A 22,518-nucleotide genomic window follows, 5' to 3' on the forward strand; every position below is an offset into this window, starting at 1 on the left:
AAAATTTAATAGGTCATAGATACCTTGAGAGTCTCTTGCTTGTTTGAGTGGACTCTTCGTTGTAATCAACAGTCAGGTCGTCTACTCCTAATCTCTGGTTCATAATAAACAATATAATGACTCGGTAAATGGTCTTTTAAACTTTTAAACAAAATACGTTCTCCCGTAGTCGCACTTTTGGGAATCGTTTCGGGAACCGTTTAAGACATAATCTGTATCTTTTAGCACTTAATACCTACGCACTCTATTATAGTACTAATTGAACCAAAAGGAATATACAGAAAATGACTAAAACCTTAATTTCGATCTGTCTGCAGTCTTTGTTCGATTTTCAGCTTGTTCTCGAGTATCCCCTTTTCCAGCCTTAAATGAAGCAGCTCTGTATCCAAATCTTGCCCGATAGTATGCACCGCGGTGACAATATCCTCTGCCGTGAGGATGTGAATAGAATCTGCTTTATGAGAGATATATTCTAAAATGATGTCAATGAATTCTTTGCAGAGACTGATTCTTTGGGTTAGGATGGTTTCTTCTTGAAGGGTTTCTTGGTATTTGGTTTGGACTTCTTGCATGTGATCGCCTCCGATAGATTAATAATTAAATGTTCCAGTGTTTAATCACTTTCATTTCTGTGAACCCTAATAGATGTAATCGAATAGATAAAATTACTTATAAGTGTAATTATTAATATTTTACACTAATGTAGGTCTGTTAGCTATATTATTTAAAACCTACTCTATTAATGAGGTGGTTATTTTGGGTAACTTACGCAAATTAATTGGCAAGCGTATCAGAATGATAAGAAAACAAAAAGGACTTTCACAAGAGAAACTCGGAGAACTGGCTCAATTAAAGAATTCATATATTGGGGATGTCGAAAGAGGAGCTCGAAACATCTCTATTGATTCATTGGAAAAGATTATTGCTGCTCTTGATGCTGATCTCGGTGCTTTCTTTGATTTTGACGAGATTGATGTTTCATCCGACGATATTGATAAAAAGGCAGTATTAGAAGTTCACAAACAATTTCTTGAAGATAGAAAAATTGATGAGATTAAGCTTATACATAAAATAACGAGAGATATTCTGCTTGAGAAAAAATAAAAAGAACGACATCGGAGATTTCCGTGGTCGCTCTTTTTAAAATACAAATCATGCACTATTGCTGAGAGTAGTAACCTCAAATTGCCATAAACTTATAACTTAATGTTGACCTAATTTCCGTAACACATCTACCATAAAGTTATGTACCCCCTTGGAGTCTTCTTCCATGTGGTTTGGTCTAAATGGGAACCCGCCCACACTTGGAATAATACTATCCTCAGAATACCTATATACTTGCTCTACCTCACCCGGATAAAGGATATAAGCGCCAACTGAATGTCTGATAGCATCTTTATAAGAATGCATTTTCACAAGATCATCCCGTTTACTAATAGTACTATGAGCGTTATCTTCATCCGAATCTTCTGGCCGAGCGCCAATATGTTCCACTCTATATTTCGCATCAAAATGAACAAAATATAAATTATCACTATATTTAACTTGTACTGTGTAATCTGGCTGTAAATTTATAGAGTACGAGCCTATCACATGCTCCTTTGTATTTTTGAATTTCCTATTATAGTATAGGGTCACTTGAAGTTTTTGATTATTAATAATTTTCTGGTAGTTAATTTTACTTTGGATCCCTTTTTTTAAATTTACACTAAGTCTTCCATTATCAATATTATATAGGTCTGTTCGGTATGCTACAGGAGAACCCATAATTATTTCTATTATTTTCTTTAATCTAAAAAAACACCATATTTCATATAAATCATATATTGGTCTAATATCACTAAGGTTTCCGGCATAATCAAATGGGTTCCAATCGATTTGCAAGCCCATATCTAAACTTTGTTTTGTATGAAATACATCTCTATAACCTGCTTTTTTCTGTAAAACTTGCGAGTTTCCTGGAATAAAATTTAAAGAACCTACTCCTAACCACAATGGATGGAACAACCATTCTTCTACTAAGGCTAACCATTCTTTTATTTCTGAACTGATAGATAACCATAAAGACTTACTCTCTGATTCATATAAACAATTACTGGTAGCATTTTTCTTTAATTCCAAGCACAACTCATAAACACTCTCAATGAAACACTTCACAAATCTATTCTCGGGAATATCTCTAGATTCTAACTTTTTTGTCTGATATAACTCCATAGGTGTATATCCATTAAATACATGGCTATATATACCACCTACACTAAAATCAAGCGTGGTTGCCTGACTAGCATTTCGCATAATATTCGGTCTCTTTATATACTCAGTTCTTACAATCTCATCCTCTTGAATTAATCCCGTCTTCATGTTACGAAAAAACGTTTCCATAGCTAGTGGTAATTTCTCAGGATGAAATGCCCTTCTAAGATGAAAGTATTTTGATAAATCATTTGAATCATTTATTTCATTCTCTTTTGTGTATAGTCCTGTTCCTGCACCTGCTTGTAAAATTAATTCATTTAACTCATCACTTATTTCATCAATAAGTAAGTTGAAATCTTCAAAATACTGGATCTTTGAACTAGTTACCTCTACAAATAATTGCTCATGCTCACTTAGAGATAAATCCACTACACCAACCTGACTCTTAAAGTTTAAATAAGTTGGAATAATAGTTCGAACATTCTTACCTTCATGTTCATATTTCCATTGTTTCTTGTTTCCACGTTTTAAAATACTTGAAATCTTTGAATTTATAAAAGGAAAATGCAGGCTTGGTGGTTCATCAATGTAATAAGGTAGAGTAATTGTAACGTAGTACTCAGTATTCTCACGTAACTGGAGATTTTGAAAGCCAACATTATTTGTATCATATTTAATAGGGGGATTAGCACTTTGATAAACTCCCTGTTCAGCAAATGCTTCCTTAATTAATTCATCATTAAGTTGTAAAGCATCCCCTTCGATTCCTCGTTCATATTGTAGCTCCAAGATAGATTCACTATTAGGCCAATTGATAATAATACGATTTAAACTTGCCATTTGTGCCCACTCCTAGGTGATAAACGAAGTATATCCCATTGCATCCAATATAACGCTCATACGTCGGACCTTATCTTTAGACTTCGGGAAGTTTATTGGTGCAGCTAAAACTTTTATTTGAGTATTTCCCCACATATAGCTTGCATCCTCACCTGAAAAATATTGATTTAATGCCTTTAAACATTCAGCTAGTTGCCGTTTATTCCCATGAATTTTAGGTAAGACCTTCTGAATTACAGCCTGGTCCATGAATTCTTCCCACTTTAAGCTAGGATACACTCTTAATGATGTCCCCAAATAATCAAGCACTTCACTAACTACACGATAGCCAAAATCGAATCCTACTGGTTTAAGTAGCTGATAAATGCTATCTAGAATGCTTTTTACATGATTAATTATTTCTACTCGGTCCTCCAGCAATTGTCTGCTTAAGAAGTCAATTGAAGAATATGAATTTGCTAATCTTTTTCTCTGAATCGCTTCAGCAAATTCCGATAACACTTGAGGTGAATTAAAATTATCTAAATCGTCATTCTCTCTTAATGCAAAATAAGAGCTTGGATTTTGTGACGTTAGCTCTATCACATGCGCCCTATCCAATACTTTAGGCGAAAACATATAAGTCGTCTCATCAACATTGACTGTACCGACGATAAATAGATTGGTTGGTAAGGTAATGCAACCACCGATACCCTGGAGATGCTTTGCTGCTTCAAGTTCAATCGGAAATTTTCCTTCATTCTCTAATGTACTTACTATTACACTCAATTCTCCTTGGTTCACTAATGGAATCCCACCAACTTTTGATGTACTTCTATTAGCTTCCATTAGAGAAAGAATTGGACTAAAATAACGTTCCACATGAGATAAATTCATCTCATCAAGAATAAGGAAAAAAGGCAGGTTTATAAAATCTGGATGTTGCGCACGAAGAATTAGAAGAAGAGTCGACGTTAGTTCGTATTTTGACCTCCCTTGTCCTCCAAAGGGGTTAATATAACCTAACAAGTGTTTTTCATCAGTCCAGTCTGCCCCTACGGGAACAAGTTCATACCTTTGATTTGAACGATCTTGTTGAATGCGAATTTCTAATTGTAATGAGCTTTCAGAAGACTCTATAAGAGTCTTGAGCTCGTTATTAGTTGTCTCAATACGTGCACACATCACTATTTGAATCGGATACTTCTTTCCACCTATTCTCGCTTCAAATTTATTTCCCTGTTTACAAAAACTTTGAACTTTTTCTTCATCAACATCTACTATTCTACCTTGTCTATTTACATTTAATTGCAGAGCAAGATAATTATTATCATCGAAATCTAATGCCTCAGCTACTCTTAAAGCAAGTCTTGTCTTACCTGTACCCGATCCTCCAGAAATAATTACAAATGGTTTTGACATTAATGAGCATAAATATGTATTTAGTAAGTTCATCTTAGCAGCCTCTATTTGTATATTAGTGAATTCTTTTGACATATCATATCAACATAATCGTTGTGGTCCATATCAATAAATTGTTTAGCAGTCCCATTAAAAACAATACATGAATCTAACATATTTTCCAATTCATACCGCTGTCCAACCCTTAGTTCATTACTTCTTGTACCTTGATTAACCAATAGTTCTGACTCATAAATTCGATTCCACAGTATGTTCACAATTTGTCTTTTATTCTTAACAGTTGTGACATTCAAGTTAAACTCCAAAACATTTCCAATCTGATCCTTAGTAACAATGTCTGCTGCATTTTGAAACAACTCTAAGACTAGTTTAAATGGGTGAACAACTTGTCCATTAATCATTTGATTAAAATTTAATAAGTAGTTAGCTAAATACTTTGACGAAGTAATTTTACTTTCATTATAGTCTCGTGCAAGTGTCGACATTTCATACTTTTCACCATTTGTATCACGGTATATCGCTAATTCTCTTGAAATAGTATAAGCACTGTGCCAATCTTTTACAGAGGAATCATACGTCCCTCTACCTCCATCTACATAGAGATCAAGTTGCTCTCCGAAACCATATCTTATAGTTTGCTTGTCATATAGTTCAAAAGATTTAACATACGCTTTTATTAGCTCTTTAAACCTGGCTTTACGCCATATGTCGAAATAAAGTTTTATATTATCTCTCAATTAAGGCAATCCCCTTTTTCTATGAGCGTTTACTTTCATTATACATTAATTAACTATAACTAAAAATAAAAAACAGACCAATTACGGTCTGCTAATTTTAGTGCTTATAATACGCGAGCTCCTCATTCTCAATATTCCACATTGTTGTTAATTCGTATACTGAATGCGCTAATATTTCAGCAAATTGAGGCGGAACTGCATTACCAATCATTTTATATTGATCCCCGATACTACCAATAAATTCGTAATCATTATCAAAAGTTTGTAGTCTTGCCGCTTCTCTTACTGTTATTGAACGAGCTTGAGCAGGGTCAGGATGTATATGTCTTAATCCATCCTTATATAAATGCGCTGGGATTGTGTTGCTTTGCTCATCCCATCTTAATACATAATATTTATGAACATTTGATACTTTTCCAGTCCGATCAGTATATAATTTTTTAAGGGCCTCAGTTGAGACATATTGATATTTTTTTGAAACAATATCTTCTGCTAATTCTTTAAAAATGGAAATATCGCGATTATTATGAAATCGAGGTATATGATTTAGCACTTTGGCCGAGCCTTCATGGGAACTACGCGGTGTCATTTCCTCAGCCTTCAAGGGATAAATAGGAGGCAAACTACCTATCGCATCTTTAACTGTTAATTTATTAGTTACTTTATATTTAGGTAAAATATCATTATAAAACTTTCCCAAGATATTTTGAGCTTGTTCAAACGGAAATGCATCTCTACGCAAACCCACTAGAATTACACGTTTACGGCTCTGAGGGACTCCGTACTCGGTTAAATCAATAACAGCATTGTCTCTAATATTGTTTATTATTTCATATCCAGCTTTATCAAAAGCACTAGCAATAAGCTCTGTAATAGGAACACCATCAGGGTTAGCTGTAAGCATACCGACCACATTTTCAAAAACAAAAAGTTTAGGCTGATACCTATTTACTACTTCTAAATAACTCTCAAATAAAAAATTACGATAATCATTTTTCATTCCATCTTTGTCACGAATTCTACCAGCTAAGGAGTAAGCCTGACATGGTGGACCACCAATAATTAAATCAACATTGCCAACTTCACTTACTAGTTTGTCCAACCCTTCACTTTCCCCATACTCGGCATCATTTGTCCAACCATTAAACAACTCTTGTGACCTCTGAATATCAAACCGCAACACTCGCCGCGCAGCATCCGTGTAGCCCCACTTTTCCGATAATCGTTTTCTCAAATTTTCTGTTGGCGCCTTTTCCCATTCTACACAAGCAACGGAGTTATAATGCCCTGCTGACTTAAATCCTTCAAGCAAGCCACCACAACCAGCAAATAAATCAATAATTTGTAACACCCGATCCGGATTGGACATAGTCTACCTCCCTATGTATGTAATCCAATAGTTTCACTGCAATATGATAACCTAAAAGTGGAGGCACTGCGTTTCCAACCTGACGATTCTGTTGAGTTCTGTTTCCATAGAAAACAAAATGATCTGGGAAAGACTGAAGTCGGGCATTTTCCCGAACTGTCGGAATCCTATTATATTTATAATGAAAATGATTACGGTGACCAGTATCGATTGTCTTAGAAGGCCTTTTACTATGATACCTTGTCCATGCCTCATTAAATCGGCGATGTTCTCCAACACCTGGTGGTAAATCCTTATGATTACCTCCTTCTGGTACCATAGAAATAACATTGATCACTTGTTCCGTATGTTTTGTTCCAACATGATTATAAAGCAAATCAGCGTGTTGTCTCATATATTTTTGATAAGGGCTTTCTGGAAACTTCATATATTCAGTAACTTCAACTCCAAGATCTTGCTCTAGACTTGGCAAGTCACTTATTGCTTGTTCACAAGTAACATAAGTATTTTCGTTATGAGTTGGTAACGGGAACTCGAACATCTCTTCCCCTTCTTTGAGACCTACGAAAAATACTCTTTTTCTCATCTGAGGAACACCATAATCCGAAGCCGTAAGTATCTTCCAATTAACAGTATATCCACAGCTTTCAAAGTCATTTATAATTTGATCCTTAGCCTTCCCTTTGAACAAACCAACCAATCCAGGTACATTCTCAAGTACAAATGCTTTGGGTTCAAATTGCTTCACTGCCTCTAGCATGCCTAGATATAACTTATTTCGTTCGTCATCATCATTGCGGACCCCTGTCAAACTAAATCCCTGACATGGTGGGCCACCAATTATCAAATCCACTTGGTCATAGCCTGTTATTTTTTTCATTTCAGTGATAGTTTCCTTTTTAGAAAGATCACCTTTAAATGCCTGAGCATCAGGATGGGACATTTGAAAAGTTTTTAGTGCCATCTCATCATTATCTACACCTAATATTATCTTATATCCTGCATTTACGAAGCCATATGATAAACCACCACAACCACAGAAAAGGTCGATAGCAGTTGGTTGATATTTGTTATTATTCATTAGTTCACACCTTTTCCTAGTACTATTAAGTTATTTTATTAAAAATATTACAAATCGTCAAACGTACGTTCGCAGAAAATCGCATCTATTTCAACTTGTAAAATATTCGACAATAAGTTACATATTCCTCTTCAAGTTGTTTTCTAATTAAATCCATTCTGAAGAAATATTGATATAGAAGTACACTAAATTATTAAACACACAATACAGATTCTATGTATTGTGTGTTTTTTTAGCTTAATCCCTGGATCGGACAACCTTGAAAAAACTAAATGTATAAACTACTATGTAGTAAGTAATATTTTACAATTGTAAATATTCTTAGTACAGCAGGGGGCAGAAAAATTTTTTTTGCAAAAGTACTCCATGCACAAGATACTCGAGATGAATATTGATTCTACCTAAATGAGAGATTAAATATTAGTAATACTATAGCACCAGATGATATTAGAACTCACGTTAATGCAAACTCTTCGTCCTATAGCTTATTTCATTTTCCAATGAGTAGCCCGCACTATTCAAAAATAAATACTTTAATATGTATTTACGGAGACGATAGAAGTACAGCAGCACTTATCCCAAGTGATGAAATGCTCAAATCTATTTTGTTGATTTTGAAACAAGCATATTAATAATTAATGTGGCTTGTCTTTTTAATACTTTCCCACAAAAGTAGGTTTGCAATATGAGTTCATATTTATCTCAGGATTAATTGAATTTAACTATAAACTTTTCTACATTTCAAACTAATTAATTTAAATAGTTATTAAAGGCTTGTTAGAAGTTCATCATAAAAAACATTAACCTTTTTTAGAATTCCTTTAAATTAATAACTTCCCCATTCAAACCATCTAAATCTAATTTATAAATGAGTCCACTAATATGCTTAGGCAACTTCCCATCCATAAAACTTTCTGGTACGATTTTTGGAAAGCTTTCATCTATTTCATATTTCATTACTTGGAGCAGACGATATGATTTTGTACGGACTTCACCACCAATTGGGTATTTTAGTTTTTCAAGTGCACGTTCGATTTCCGATTCTGCTACACCCAATTCCACTAATTTTGCAACCATACCTTGTATCGAAAAACCATATACAGCAGGCTCGAAACGATAAAATAGCAAATAGTTAGCTTTTAACTGATATTGACTATTAATTGTAATTTCTGAGCCATAGCGTGCTAAAGTCGATTTCACTTCATAGATTTCACCATTACAATTAAAATCAACAGAACCATTAAATGGCCCTACCCAAGAAACCTCTTTTTGTTGTTTCAACAAATAATAATAACTTAACATTTCTGCTAGTACGCTATAGGCTAATTTTTCAATATTGGCATTCCCCATCAGTTCTTTCATCGCATGCCACCAAGAAATCGGACTCTGTTGGATTTCTTGATACGATTCTGCATCAAGTACCTTTTCTAAAAATCCCGCACAAATAATCGCAAAATCATCGTATAACTTCGGATGATCAGACAAGAGCATTAATAAATGGCGTTCTTCACCACCAAGTACATATTCTTTCGTAAAATATGATATACCGGCTAACTGCTCATTTACATGCTTATCTGCTGGGATTTCAATAGCGACACCTTGCATACCATTAACTTTTACAATCCAATAATAATGCTCTTTCAATGTAATGGAACGTCGTGTTGCAGATGTTCGAAAATAAGCAAAGCCTTCTCTAATTTTTTGTATTATTTCCATGTACTTTATTCTTCTCCAATTTTGCTATAGGTCATCTAGAAAATACTTATACAAGCCTGTTACGTATGTTTCTATGCCACCTTCTACTAAAATAGGTTCAATCATATTTAACCGTGCTGTGTTTAATTTCAACACACGACGAAATAATTGGGGCACTTTGCTACTAGCATGTTCTTTTAGCTGGCGCATCATTTCGCGTGTTAATTCCACACGATAACCGCCACTACCTGAACGGTCCAACAGCTGAAGCATTTCATCTGCCGAATTACTTTTCAATGTATCGAAGGTTTCTTCCTCTGTTCCTTGCCATGAAAGATGGATATACCACCAAATACTTTTCAACCAAATACGGCGTGTTCCTTTATAAAAACGTTGATCATTCAACCCAAAACGTTCGTATACTAAGTCAGGAAATACTTCCAACGATAAATAACGCCAAATCTCATCTTGAGCTGCTAGTCTCTCGTTAAAGACATAGTCTTCTTTTAGCACACGATACAATATCAATCCCATAAGCAAATCAAATGCATAAGAATTAATTTTCTTCATTTCATCCGTTAAAAATATTTTCTTTTCATTAATCATGATTTCACGAAGTTGATTGAAAGGTGATTTAACTTGTCGTGGTGCACAGTTTTCTGGTTCTGTCTCAATTTGTTGAAACTTAAATTTCGCTTGGGCTTTTGTATAAACTACATTTTCCCACATTACAATTCACCCGTCTTTATTCGTGTTTCTAAATCCTTGCGTAGAGACATCGCTAGTTTTTCTGACGTATCGAAATCCCAATTTAGTGTTGTTTTAAAATAATGCATTACTTGCCCGATTGAACCTTCTTCGCAGTTTCTCCCGTCCTGAATATCTTGCCAGTCCGGACATTCCATTAAGTTTTGCAAAATAAGCTGCAGGGCGCTTGCTAAAAACTCTACATACAATGCTTGATCAAGCTTCGTTTTCGGTTTTTGAATCGATCGGAAGGCATCATGTGCTTTATTTAAATAAATCGCGATATATTCTTTATCAAACGGTTCGACCAATGGCTCCGAATAATTGAAATCTACAAACCATAAAGGTTTATCCGGTTCATTTACAATCACAATCGGGAACGTCGAGCCAGAACCATCTAGAATGACAACCCATTCTTCTAACTTACCTAAAATTGTACCTGGTAGCTGTGCCTGTCCCCGCATACTATTACGGCTCGCCTTTTTCAAATAAACAACAAGCGAAATATGAACTTCACCAAACAAATTATTATTTAGGAAATAATAATCAATCGGGATAATCACGTCATTTGGCGTTGTACTTGTAATGGTTGCAAAAGGGATTACACCTCGTTGAGAAGACTGCTTTGACAACCATTGCAATGCAAACCCTAACTCTGCATCAGCATTGACCAATTGAGTAGGACCAAACAAACTAGAAGGACTACCTAAAATTACATTGCCTGAAAGCCCAAAACCTTTTTCGACATAGTCCCAGCTATCATCGTCATTAGTCAATATTGTTTTATACTCATAGTCCTCGGTTTGATTAAGGACTTGCTTTGAACCACTCTCATCTCTATAAAAGAACTGCAAATCTAATGTGACAATTAACAATTCTTCCATAACCTCATCATAAAGTCGATTCATACTAACCCTATTAGTCATTGTCCACACTTCCTTCTGGCAGCATTGACATTTCGACTTGCACATGAGGATCCGTACAAGTAAATATTAAAGTGCCTGAACATTCAACAAGCATATCATTTTTCTCAATACGTACAGCATGCAACACTTTTTTGTCACTTTTTTGAGCCGCGGATCTACCAAATAGACCAACTGTATTTGGAAAAAAAATGCCCGTAATTTTCGCTGGGAATGGTGTCCCTACACTATCAGCTGATTCCCAATCTGTTGCTGAGATTTTTCCACCCTCAGAAGCAATAAATAACTCTATTGTAAAAACAGCGACATTTTTCGCTAGTTTCAGCTGAAAATGAACTTCTAATTCACCAGTATCTAAATATTTTTGTGATAAAATAGTAAAACTATTACCACGACTACCTATACTAGTAGGAAGCTTCGTACCTCCTGCCCTATTGCGACTAGAAGCGCGACGACCAAATCCAGTCGGTGGTAATAGCATCTTTCCGACATTACGTGCTAGTTTGTTCATACCTTGCTTTTCATTCACTTCTTCTTTATTTTCATAAGACCCTTTAATTTTCCGACGAACTTGTGTGCGAATTTTCTCAACAATGTCAAGTGGCTTGCTTTTTATAATAAAGTCTGTCCAAGAGGTATGATCGGCCATCTCACTTTTTCGTAAATAAGCCTCTAAATCGACGACATCATTATCTGGATTCACTAGTTTCGTATCAGAATTTGGCACAAAAATAGCTACTAAATATTCGTGCTCTTCTGTTGCACCAAGTCCTTTACACCATTCACCATCTGTTTCATAATTTACGATCATTCCTGGTCTTCTCGCATAAGCCATCAACGGTGCATTTTGCTCACCTAACGGATTTTTTTCATTCACACATGTAAACGGACTAGGACCATTCAGTGGTGCTAGCATATCTAGCTCCTTTTTCGTGAACTTTTTATATGCTACTCGTCCTGCGTTGTTTACTTTATCATGTTCAAAATAATTACGAATTTGAATATCATTAACAAAATAACGATTAGATTTACCACCAAGTACAGCTGCGTTGTACATCATTTGTAGTTCATGGAATAATGGTAGAAAATCATCCTTTTCCAGTCTCTCTCCATTGACATGTCCGTCTAAATATTTTCCATATGCATATCTTCTATTAGCTAAGCGCGGGGCATACCAACGTTGCATTGCCACACGAATATAATCTGCTGCATTCGACTCCCACGGTTTGTTTTCATCTGGATTGACTTCGTGCTTTATGAGTAATTTCTGTTCATCAATAAATGGAATAATGATTTTTGTCCCTAGACGCTTTCCCTCAAACGGCTCGATAGATAAAGATTGTAAAATATCACGTATCATTGCTCCATCTGTAATTGGAATTGTATCATAACTATCTGGTGTTACATTTTGGCCCCACCAAGCAATCCCGCTTGGGACTTTTCCAGAAGTTTTTGGAACAACTGTATCTTGTAACTTCTCGTTTTCTACTAAGGTCACAGCTAAACGATGCTCGTACTGACCATCATCATTTAAAATATGTGAATAATAAACAACCAAACCAATACCTACACGGAAATAGACAGTCTTCCCTAAACCCCAAGACCCGCCAGCACCTGGTGTTTCTTGTGCCATACTAATCCCATAGATTAGTTTGAAAATATTTCCGTTTGGCGAATGTTTAAAATCTAATGAACCCGTTAGTCCAGTTGTATTGCCATCTTCAATATAAATCGCCTTTTGAGGCGATGCGCCAAACTTTTCGTTTAATCGATCTGTAATTCCATCTAAATGCATAGCAAAGTTTGGGACATTGACATCCTTAATGCCAATGTCCACATACACAGAATCGTGCCCTTCTACACGAATACCCGCATCTAAACTATTTTGAACTGCTTCACGTACAAGTAAATCTAGAATTGGTAAATCATTATTTTGAATAAGTTTTAATAATGAATTGCCGGATTGGGACATTTTCCCGAACTCTGCAATCTCGATTTGCATTACTCTTTTCCTTCTTCCGTTTCAGACTCACCCATTGGATTTTCAATACGGATCGACAATTTTGTCGCTAAATTTTTGCCCGAACGATACCCCGGCACAAATAAACTAACACCAATTAGATCCTCTGAAGCATTTAAGTCATAACGTCTATTAGCTTCTTTTGTATTCGGACTTTGTTCATTTTCTAATTCCGATTTTTGATAAATGCGATATAAAAGTAGCTGCGGTGTTAAACCAAGACCTGCAGCTTTACGTAACTCATTAACAACACTTTTATTTAGCTTTTTTTGATCAATTTCTTCTAATTGATCCTCGATACGCTCACGCTCTGCTTTCCCAGCTTGCGTTAACTTAAATTCCACTGGAACGGAGTCATACATCTCTTTCGTCATATCTGCATATAAATCTGATGGTGTGCGTAACACACCAATATTAATTCTTTCGCCAGTTGCCGAACCGCGACGACTACGTGAAACCAGTCCTACCCCACGATCACCAACTATCCATTGTTTATGTTTATTAGCGTCATCATCTAACTTACCGCTACCAGATAACACCACATTCCAATTCGTAAAGTTGGCTTCCGCCTCATTCTTTTGATACCATTCAAAGAAGGCTTCCATATTTGAGAATTCGCGCTGTTTACTAAACGTGAATTTACGGAAAAAGTCATCTCTAATTTGTTGGAACGACACATCTTCCCAATAAAGACCACGACTATTACGTGTTTCGTTTGGTGTGCCTAAACTATTCAAAAAGTGCTCCGTTATTTCGATATTTTGCTTTAGAATGGCTGAATCATCATCAAATAAAATCGTTTGACTGGATGCCCCAGAAAAGTCTAAATCGATCTCCTCTGCACTTTGCATACGATTTTTCGCTGTAATACGTAGCCATGTTAGTTTTGGTGAATTTTTAATTTTAGGTCCATATTCGTTGGCATCCATTCCTTCATAAATATATGTTTTAATATCATCGCGTAATTCTTCCTCAAGGGTCGCCATAAATCTAAACTTTTCCTCTGTATCCGTTGTTATCCATATACGCGGTAACATTTCATAATTTTTGCGGTAACCAAAGAAACGTCCCATTTGGAGCAATGTATCTGCCTGAGAAGTAGTACGAAGAAAATATGTGCTCACTAACCCTTCAATTGTTAAACCACGCGATAACGTACTGCCACCAATAACAATAAATGCTGGGGCAGGGGCTGGGTAACTCGGTGATTTAGGATCTGGATAAGCTAAACGGACATGCTCTAAATCTGTGATCCCATTGTTTGCACAGTTATCGATACATAAATGAAGACCGTCATGATATTCCAACCGTTTTGTATCTTCTAACACATTGATATGAGAAGGATTGCTTCGGATTAAGCGTTTAAGCTCCTCTTCAATCTTTTCAAATGGAGGGTAATCTTTCACATCATCTTTATTTGGGTATACCTCAAATTCCATTTCAAAGTCTTCTTTTGTAAACTTTTTCTGCTCTTGTTCATATAGCACTCGACACGCCTCGATAATTTGCACTTTTGATGTACTACGGAAATAATTGTTGATTAAATCAGCAAAAATTTGATGATGTATTTGCTTTTGACTCGTATGTACAAGCATACTAATCGGCTTCTTATACTTGCGATAACGCATAATTGAAGTCGCTAATAAAAACCACTGGAGTGCCTCTATAAACGTTTGTGGTAAGTTTGATTCCTCTTCTTTGTGTATACTATTGACTAAATCACGGTCGCTTTCTGTAATTTCACGCAACATTGGTAGCCCGCGATAATATTCATTATTGTTTAATCCAAAAATTTGTTTTGCACCAAAATATTCTTTTGCTGGGTTTAATACCGCGACAAAATCGCGTGGATATAGCGACTCTTCTGAGGCTTCATTTAAAAAGTTAGCATAGGGTGTAGCTGTGTAACTGATGTAATTCATACTTAACGGTTTCGAACCATCATTTGCTTGAACTCCCACTAGCTCAACAATTGCTTTATTTAATGCTGTACGGTCTGCCAATGGATCAGTTATATCATTCGTATTGATTCCACCTTGATCCGATTCATCATCTATGATTAAAATACGCATTTGCGAAAGCTTTTTGCCATCTTCTTTTAACCAAAGGATTAAATCATTTAAACGGGTTTTATGTTTCAGGCATACATTTAAGTAACGTTCACGTGATCCTTTATTCAATAAAAGACTACTTACTTTATGCGAAGAACCTGATTTTAATGAAAGCTGACTTAAACGTTCCCAAGAAAGATTGCCTGATGTTTTTAAATCACTCATTAGACGATCTTCAGTTTGTTTACGCAAATTTTCTATTGTACCGGATAAAACAATGAATAAATTAAAATCCCAATCAGCAGCCATTGCCATCAATGCTGCCATACTTGCTGTTTTACCGGACTGCACATGACCAATAGTTAAACCTTTAATTGGGCTATCAGTTTCTAATCGGAGCTTTCTTAAAATGCTGATTGTTGTATTTTCAATATCTTTTACCGATTCATCAGTCCAACCTTGTCGGATTAGCTTGTTCTTATATAATTGCCAGCTACTCGACGCGCTACCTGGAATCGTTAAATCATTATCTTCGCGACGACTTAAAATGCGATTATTGGCAATTTTCTCGTCAATCATTTGCTCACGCTCTGCTGCTTCACGCAAAAACTTTACAATTGCTAACCAGATTGGTGCATTTAAATCTTCAGGAATCATGCCATCTTCTTGTAATAGTTCGAGCTTATTTTGTAGTCCTACTTCATCCTGTTTGCCGTAATATTTAATAAAATCCCAGTCGCGTCCTTTATTACGCAACTTTTCTATTGCAATTCGATGTTCATCGTATTTTGGGGAAGATAAGTCGTTAATTGTGTGTATCAGCATTATAATCTACCTCTCTTTCATTCTTCCAAAAATTACTCTTTATAGTTTATTAATAATTAAGAGTATAAGGCCGAATTAATTTCGTCACCAACTCGGAGTAAACCTCTTGATTTATTCCAACCTAAAAAATACCCTCCTATATTTTACAACAAAGTAGGACTTTTGGCACCAGCAGTTTCAAGTCTAGTAGTCTATTTATGTATACAATTTCTTCAACAAATAAGGGCTAGTATCTTGCGTTTTAAACATAACAGTTACAGTTACAAGTATAAGATTAGCCATAAATATTAACATTAAAGTCGTAATTTTAAGATTTGAGGCACCCGAATAGTCCTTATTAAATTAGTGGCTCTTATTTAATCATAAATCCGTATGTCCAAAGAGGGTCACTCCCAAATAAACGCTTAGCATAATGATTTTGATATTTTAGATGTTCACCAAAAATCTATTACTCCTTGATTATTGCAATTAGTTTGACATATTCAATGTCTAACGTAAAATGGCATTGAAATTATGTGCTTTTGCAAACATTTCCTAACCATTGGACTGATTATGTCCAATACCTCACTGAGCTTTCTAGGGGAATAAACTTAGTGCTGAAACTTTTGAAGTAACTTTGCGTCTATAAGATATCCAGATTAAGGTAAGGGGGTTTCATCATTATGAGAATCACATGTTTTTATGATGATTATTTCGATATGGGATATATTTACTTGAGACAACATAAAGAAGAATATGATGCTTATATATCTAATAAAAATGAAATTGGAGAATATCTGAGTCCAGAAGAAATCAAGATTCCCTATATTACAGAAGATGCTTCAATCCCCTTCTTTCTCGATCAAATGACAATTCCTCAGCAAACGTTTAGATCTGATTATGAAATAAAGTACGAAACTGAATATGGAAACGACTTTGATAAGGAAGGTTATATCACAGGCATTGAATTGGGGCTTCCGAAAGAAAGGTTTCTTGAGCTTATTCAAAAAGAAGCTTTTAAAGTTATCCGAACTGAGTGGAGAAACGAAAATTTCCATTTGATAACTTTTGATCATCTGGAAGTAGTGTTCGATCCAGAAAATGTCATCTACAAATTATCGGACAAAGAGGATGCTTTCGTTATCGTTAAGCTCGAGAACCCGGAAAATTTAGGGATCCAATACTATCACAGTACTCAAAACCCGCCAATTGCATTAATCAAAGCTTTACTCTCAGCTAAAGATGATAAATATCCAGTTCAATACATGTTGCAACCACAGTTTCACCTAAAAAAAAGTAAATTACTATCAGTCATTGATGACGATTTAACTTGTGAAATAGATGGTTTGTCGATGTGGAACTCTATTCCCGAGAAAAAACGAGAGAATCTCATAAACAACTATTTTTGTCAAAACTGTTCAGAAGTAGTTACAATCGTTGATTGCACAATACACAAAGAACCAGATGGTCTTCTTTTGAGAGGCAAATGTAGTTCATGCAAGCAACGAGTCTCACGATTTGTTGAGAAAGATACCTTACTACGATAATTAAAAAGCCCAACTCCATATAAATTATGGGTTGGGCTTTTTTATATCTTGATGAAAAAAATTACTGTTGTATACCTGCTGTTCATCAGAAAAAACCTGTATTAATAAGGCTTTTCGGCAACTGTTTCATTCCGTACAAGCAGCGCAACGGACTCCACATGCACCGTATGCGGAAACATATCCACCGGCGTCACCTCCGCGACGCCGTAGCCCCTATCAACCAGCACGCGCAAGTCGCGAGCCAGTGTCGATGCGCTGCACGACACATAGACGACGCGACGCGGCTGCAGCTCCAAGATCGTCGCGAGCAGGGCGGCGTCGCAGCCCTTGCGGGGCGGGTCCACCACGATCACGTCCGGGCGAATGCCCTGACGTGTCCACTCGGGGAGGACCACTTCCGCTGGGCCCGCTTCGAAATGCACGTTCGTCATGCCGTTGAGCTCGGCATTCTTCCGTGCATCCGCGATCGCCTCTTCGACGATCTCAACGCCATAGACCTGTCCCGCGCGCTGCGCCAGGAACAGGGAGATCGTACCGATGCCGCAATAGGCATCGACAACCACTTCATCGCCGGTCAACCCGGCGTACTCGAGTGCCTTCCCGTACAAGACTTCCGTCTGGACGGGGTTCACTTGAAAGAAGGATCGCGCGGAAATGGCAAATTTCACATCGCCGATATAGTCATAGATAACCTCGCTGCCCCACAGGACGCGAGTCTCATCCCCAAAAATAACATTCGTCTGCTTCACATTAATGTTATGGCAAATGCTCTTCACCGCAGGCAGAGCCTCGCGAATGCCTGCCACCCACTCGTCCACACGCGGAATCGTGCTGCCGTTGGTCACCAAGACGACCATGATCTCGCCCGTGCGGAAGCCGACTTTGACGACGACATGGCGCAGCAGTCCGGCATTCGTCTCTTCCCTATAAGCACGGATACCAAGACGCGCACCGATCTCCTTCACCCGAGCAACGACCTCGTCGTTCGCCTCATGTTGGATCAGGCACTCCTCCATATCAATGATGCGATGGCTACCCTGCGCATAAAATCCGCCAATGAGGCCGCCACGCTCTTCCCCAAAAGGAACCTGCGCCTTATTCCGGTACCGCCATGGTTCGGACATCCCAAGCGTGGGATGGACAATTATGCCCTCAGAGGTTTCCCCCGCCACATCCAGCTTCCCAATCCGCTGCAAATTATCCACAACCTGCTGCCGCTTCACGCGAAGCTGCGCCTCATAACTAAGGTGCTGCAGCTGACAGCCGCCGCATTCTTCATAAATGCCACAAACCGGCATAACCCGCTCCGCACTCTCTTCCACCAATTGAAGGAGCCGTGCATGCCCATACTGCTTCTTCACATGCTCCACCCGCACCAGAGCACGCTCACCAGGCAGCGCACCAGCGACAAAAAGGGTAAAGCCATTCACACGGCCTACCCCTTCCCCATCATGGCTGATCCCAATGATCTCAGCCTCGTATTGCTGCCCGATCTGCACCGGCAGATCCGCCATCCAGGCCGGCGCCGCTTTAGGCGCAGAATTCCTTGCTCTTTGATCCGTAGAATTCCCTGCTCTTCGATCCGTTGAATTCCTTGCTCTTTGATCCGTAGAATTCCCTGCTCTTCTGTCCGCAATTTTCCCTGCACGGTTGGACTTCGCAGTCCTTTTATCTTTTACGCTCATAATTCCCTCACTCTTGTTTCTACCATTATTTCGTGCCGCCGTTATTCCCTATGAGGTGGAAAAGGTTGCCCCCTCTTGCTCCTCATCACCATGACGCTCCTTCAAATGAAACGGCGTCGTCAACGTCTCAATCAGCGTCTTCTTATAAATCGACTGACCCGACTCATCGACGATGATCTGGAGGTGACTTTTCAAATTCGTCATGACACACGGCAGCGTGCCGCCGAATTCGCCATCTAAGTTCAACTGGACGTAGTCCGGGGAATTAATTTCGATATGATTCGTCTGAAAATAAATCAGATTCGGGTCACTTAAGTGCTCCCCGCGCAGCGCGAGTGTGACCACTCTAATAAACTCAGCAAGATTGCATTTGCGTAGGATCAAAACGTCAAACAATCCGTCATTCATTCTGGCTTCCGGAACGAGCTTCTCGAAGCCGCCGACGGAGTTTGTGTTGCCGACAAGGAACATCATGACTTCATCGTGAAACTCGAGATCGCCTGCTTTGACGTACAGCTCGATAGGCTTGAGCCTAGGCAGTTTTTCGAGTCCCTTCATATAATAGGCCAACTGACCGATCATGGTTTTGAGTTTGCTAGGGACTTCATACGTTAGCTCGGTCATCGAGCCTCCGCCGGCAATATTAATGAAGTAGCGGTTGTTAATTTTGCCTACATCAATGTCGGTCGTGTACTGCTGAATGATCAGGTCGCAGGCCTGCTCCAGATTCTTAGGAATGCCAAGCGCGCGGGCAAAATCATTGGTCGTCCCCAGCGGCAAAATACCCAGCGGCGGCCGTCTATCTTTCTCGGCCATACCGTTCACGACTTCGCACAGCGTGCCGTCTCCGCCTGCAGCGATAATGAGATCGAAGCCACGGTTCACGGCCTCAGCCGCGGCAAGTGTAGCGTCCCCTTCACCGATTGTCGCGTGAGCGGATGTTTCGAAGCCGCCTCGCTCTAGGCGCTGAAGGATTTCTGGCAGGCGTTTCTTCATTTCTTCCCGGCCGGAAGTCGGGTTATAGATCAGTCTTGCTCTTTTGACCATTATATCTCATCACCTGTTCACCGTCTCGAATTTGCGGAAGCGATCTGCTTCTCCATCCATTTGGAAATTAGCGGACTTGGCAGCAGCGCCCGTCCATTATATTTATATGCAAATCCCTTCAAACGGGAAGGGATTACTTGATTCGTGAAATAGCCCTCGCTCAGAAAAAGCGGCGCCACAATAACAGCATGTTCAGGCTTCTTAAGCGCCCACTCTGCCATCTTGGCATGCACTTGATCCGGCAACAGCATGGCAACATCCGCCTCGTCATAGCCGCCTAGAGCCTTCAAACGCTCTGCGAGCTGCTCTAAGCCTTGAAGCCACTTCTGATGAAAGCCCTCTTCTTGACTTCCATGCCCAATCAACAGAAGGATTTCCTGCGTTGGCGATTCGGACAGTTCTTTGATTTTCGCATCAATAATTTCTGCAATAACAGGATCGTCATCAATTGGCGATGTAAAATGAATCCGTGCCTTGATATCAAAAGGCTCCATGTCCGTCTCCAGCAGCGGCTGTTCGATGACACCTAAGGCGTAGCTGATTTCATCAATATGCGTACTTCCAGAAGACACAAACAGGGGAACGACGATGATATCCGTCACACCTTGCGCCTCTAAGCTGGTAATACCGTCTTGAATCAACCGACCTTCCACCAGCTCCAGATATGAGGCATAAATAGGAACGTCTGCCGGCAAATGAACCGCAGTTACAGCTTCGTCAACGAGGTCAACCCAGCCTTTATCCCTAGATCCATGGCTTATAACCAGGACACCAACCTTACTCATTATGTTCTCCCCACCCGTTCTATCCATGGCTACAATCCTATGCTAACGAATGTGTTCCCACATGTCAATTGAGCCTTCAATAAACAGCAAAAATCCCGCATTACACTTGGTAATGCAGGATCTTGAATTCTTTTATAGTACGAATGATTAACGTCCTAAACGATCTAATGTCAGTACATAGCCGTCATTGCCGTAGTTCAAGCAGCGCTTAACTCTGGAAATCGTAGCTGTAGATGCGCCAGTTTCCGCTTCGATCTGATTGTATGTGCAGCCTTTACGCAGCATACGGGCAACCTCTAAACGCTGGGAAAGCGATTGAATCTCGTTCACGGTGCATAGGTCATCAAAAAAGACGTAGCACTCCTCTATATCCTTAAGGGTCAGTATGGCCTCAAAAAGTTGGTCTATTGCTTTATCATTTAATTTTTTTAATTGCATACGTTATCAACTCCTGGTAGAAAAGCATGTTAGCTTATTATAGTAAGCTCCAGAGTAACATTCGACACGCCCGCTTTAAATCCTCCCTTTAGGATTGCGAAACGTTAAAATTTCTATGCGTTAATGAGCTGAATTGTGACAAATATCTAGGACCCGTGACATTCGTCCATACCAACGATAGGCAAGTGACATATCCTGTAGGAGACAAATCTGATAAAAAAGGATCGTGAATCCCAGTGAATAACCCTAGACAAATCATTGGTAATGGCGGTAATCGTCCTAATGTGCATACAAGAAGCATCACAAACTTACCCCCGCAAATTGGTGATGATCGCGCATTCGGCCAGTATCCAGGCTTAGGCGGTAATCCGTTCTCGGATTTCGCTCAAGGCGGAGGGCTCCCTACTCCTTTCCAAGGAGGCGGTGATTTCTTCGGCGGTAATACCGGCGGTGGCGGCGGATTTTTTGGCGGCGGTGGCGGCAATGGTGGTAATGGTGGTAATGGTGGACTGTTTGGCGGCGGCGGTGGCAACGCCGGTGGTGGTGGCGGCTTCTTCGGAGGCGGAGGAGGCAATGCCGGTGCCACGGGAGGTGGCGGTGGCGGTAACTTCCTCAGCAACCTTCTCGGAGGAGGCGGTGGTGGTGCCGCAGCCGGGGGCAGTTCCAACCCGCTTAGCGGCCTCAACATGAAGCAAATCTCCGGCTTCGTTGAGCGGATGGGCGGCATCGACGGCATCCTCGGCACGATGGGCAAGGTTCAGAAATTCATGTCCAGCTTTCAGCAAATGGCCCCCATGGTGAAAACGATTTTTGGCGCTATGGGCAAAGGGAAAGTAGCCTCGGGAGACTCTGTTGAAGTGTTCAAACCGAAGCGCAAACGCCGTAAGAAATCCGGGTCTGCCCGCAGACGCAAAGGCGGATCCAAATCCGGAACAGCTAAGCGTAAACGCAAATAGGCTTATTGTAAGGGAACTCCATTCCCTTATTTAGGGGAATTTCGAAGTTTCATATGGCGAAGAGAACTACAGGCTCTTATTTCACCTCCTTCGTCCAAAAACCTGCCCAGAACGGCTAAATAGCGGACCACAGTTCCGCTCTCCCGCTAAAAGTGCTGTTTTGGGCAAAATAGCGCCCTGTAGTTCCCTTTCACCC

Annotated in this window: 18 protein-coding genes; 3 read left to right on the forward strand and 15 right to left on the reverse strand. The window is 39.1% G+C overall.

Annotated elements, in window-relative coordinates; all coding sequences use genetic code 11:
- Nucleotides 1-296: 296 nt before the first annotated feature.
- Nucleotides 297-572 (reverse strand): hypothetical protein, encoded by a 276-nt coding sequence (locus AC58UW_RS28115; protein ID WP_497423867.1) that lies wholly within the window; start codon nucleotides 570-572, stop codon nucleotides 297-299.
- Nucleotides 573-756: 184 nt separating this feature from the next.
- On the opposite strand from AC58UW_RS28115, the gene AC58UW_RS28120 reads away from it, so the two are divergent.
- On the forward strand, nucleotides 757-1,104 hold the full coding sequence (locus tag AC58UW_RS28120; protein ID WP_497423868.1) for a helix-turn-helix domain-containing protein: 348 nt from the start codon (nucleotides 757-759) through the stop codon (nucleotides 1,102-1,104).
- A gap of 99 nt (nucleotides 1,105-1,203) precedes the next feature.
- Here AC58UW_RS28120 and AC58UW_RS28125 read toward each other — a convergent pair whose 3' ends face one another.
- From AC58UW_RS28125 to AC58UW_RS28170, 10 genes are all read right to left on the reverse strand, one after another.
- Nucleotides 1,204-3,036, reverse strand: coding sequence for a DUF2357 domain-containing protein (locus AC58UW_RS28125; RefSeq protein WP_497423869.1), 1,833 nt, complete (start codon nucleotides 3,034-3,036; stop codon nucleotides 1,204-1,206).
- A gap of 12 nt (nucleotides 3,037-3,048) precedes the next feature.
- Nucleotides 3,049-4,512, reverse strand: coding sequence for an McrB family protein (locus AC58UW_RS28130; protein WP_497423870.1), 1,464 nt, complete (start codon nucleotides 4,510-4,512; stop codon nucleotides 3,049-3,051).
- Nucleotides 4,482-5,174 carry a hypothetical protein gene (locus AC58UW_RS28135; RefSeq protein WP_497423871.1) on the reverse strand — a complete coding sequence of 231 codons (693 nt, stop codon included), beginning with the start codon at nucleotides 5,172-5,174 and terminating at the stop codon, nucleotides 4,482-4,484. Before AC58UW_RS28135 ends, AC58UW_RS28130 begins: the two co-directional genes overlap by 31 nt.
- Before the next feature lie 97 nt (nucleotides 5,175-5,271).
- A complete protein-coding gene (locus AC58UW_RS28140) occupies nucleotides 5,272-6,543 on the reverse strand; it encodes a DNA cytosine methyltransferase (RefSeq protein WP_497423872.1) in 1,272 nt (423 codons plus the stop codon).
- Nucleotides 6,509-7,624: a DNA cytosine methyltransferase gene (locus tag AC58UW_RS28145; protein WP_497423873.1), complete on the reverse strand. Its 1,116-nt coding sequence runs from the start codon at nucleotides 7,622-7,624 to the stop codon at nucleotides 6,509-6,511. The genes AC58UW_RS28140 and AC58UW_RS28145 overlap by 35 nt, the downstream gene beginning before the upstream one ends.
- An 810-nt stretch (nucleotides 7,625-8,434) precedes the next feature.
- On the reverse strand, nucleotides 8,435-9,340 hold the full coding sequence (locus AC58UW_RS28150) for a PD-(D/E)XK motif protein (protein ID WP_497423874.1): 906 nt from the start codon (nucleotides 9,338-9,340) through the stop codon (nucleotides 8,435-8,437).
- A 24-nt stretch (nucleotides 9,341-9,364) separates the two neighbouring features.
- Entirely contained in the window at nucleotides 9,365-10,048 is a 684-nt protein-coding gene (locus tag AC58UW_RS28155; protein ID WP_497423875.1) for a DUF6339 family protein, read from the reverse strand.
- A complete protein-coding gene (locus AC58UW_RS28160) occupies nucleotides 10,048-10,992 on the reverse strand; it encodes a hypothetical protein (RefSeq protein WP_497423876.1) in 945 nt (314 codons plus the stop codon). The genes AC58UW_RS28155 and AC58UW_RS28160 overlap by 1 nt, the downstream gene beginning before the upstream one ends.
- Nucleotides 10,985-12,991, reverse strand: a complete 2,007-nt coding sequence (locus AC58UW_RS28165; RefSeq protein ID WP_497423877.1) for a hypothetical protein — start codon at nucleotides 12,989-12,991, stop codon at nucleotides 10,985-10,987. The genes AC58UW_RS28160 and AC58UW_RS28165 overlap by 8 nt, the downstream gene beginning before the upstream one ends.
- The gene (locus tag AC58UW_RS28170) at nucleotides 12,991-15,885 is read right to left on the reverse strand and encodes a Z1 domain-containing protein (protein ID WP_497423878.1); all 2,895 of its coding nucleotides are present in this window, start codon (nucleotides 15,883-15,885) and stop codon (nucleotides 12,991-12,993) included. The genes AC58UW_RS28165 and AC58UW_RS28170 overlap by 1 nt, the downstream gene beginning before the upstream one ends.
- Nucleotides 15,886-16,598: 713 nt before the next feature.
- Between AC58UW_RS28170 and AC58UW_RS28175 the strand changes: the two genes are divergently transcribed.
- Nucleotides 16,599-17,411, forward strand: a complete 813-nt coding sequence (locus tag AC58UW_RS28175; protein ID WP_497423879.1) for a hypothetical protein — start codon at nucleotides 16,599-16,601, stop codon at nucleotides 17,409-17,411.
- Nucleotides 17,412-17,512: 101 nt separating this feature from the next.
- On the opposite strand, the gene rlmD is transcribed toward AC58UW_RS28175, so the two are convergent.
- From rlmD to AC58UW_RS28195, 4 genes are all read right to left on the reverse strand, one after another.
- A complete protein-coding gene (gene rlmD, locus AC58UW_RS28180) occupies nucleotides 17,513-18,925 on the reverse strand; it encodes a 23S rRNA (uracil(1939)-C(5))-methyltransferase RlmD (protein WP_497423880.1) in 1,413 nt (470 codons plus the stop codon).
- 219 nt (nucleotides 18,926-19,144) lie between these two features.
- Complete coding sequence (locus AC58UW_RS28185; RefSeq protein WP_497423881.1) at nucleotides 19,145-20,143, reverse strand: diacylglycerol kinase; 999 nt, start codon at nucleotides 20,141-20,143, stop codon at nucleotides 19,145-19,147.
- A 17-nt stretch (nucleotides 20,144-20,160) separates the two neighbouring features.
- Nucleotides 20,161-20,928 (reverse strand): sirohydrochlorin chelatase, encoded by a 768-nt coding sequence (locus AC58UW_RS28190; RefSeq protein WP_497423882.1) that lies wholly within the window; start codon nucleotides 20,926-20,928, stop codon nucleotides 20,161-20,163.
- Between the two features lie 147 nt (nucleotides 20,929-21,075).
- Entirely contained in the window at nucleotides 21,076-21,366 is a 291-nt protein-coding gene (locus AC58UW_RS28195) for a YerC/YecD family TrpR-related protein (RefSeq protein WP_079414635.1), read from the reverse strand.
- Between the two features lie 236 nt (nucleotides 21,367-21,602).
- Between AC58UW_RS28195 and AC58UW_RS28200 the strand changes: the two genes are divergently transcribed.
- Nucleotides 21,603-22,322 carry an aminotransferase gene (locus AC58UW_RS28200; RefSeq protein ID WP_497423883.1) on the forward strand — a complete coding sequence of 240 codons (720 nt, stop codon included), beginning with the start codon at nucleotides 21,603-21,605 and terminating at the stop codon, nucleotides 22,320-22,322.
- Nucleotides 22,323-22,518: the final 196 nt, after the last annotated feature.

It is taken from the genome of Paenibacillus sp. J22R160 (genome assembly GCF_059692135.1).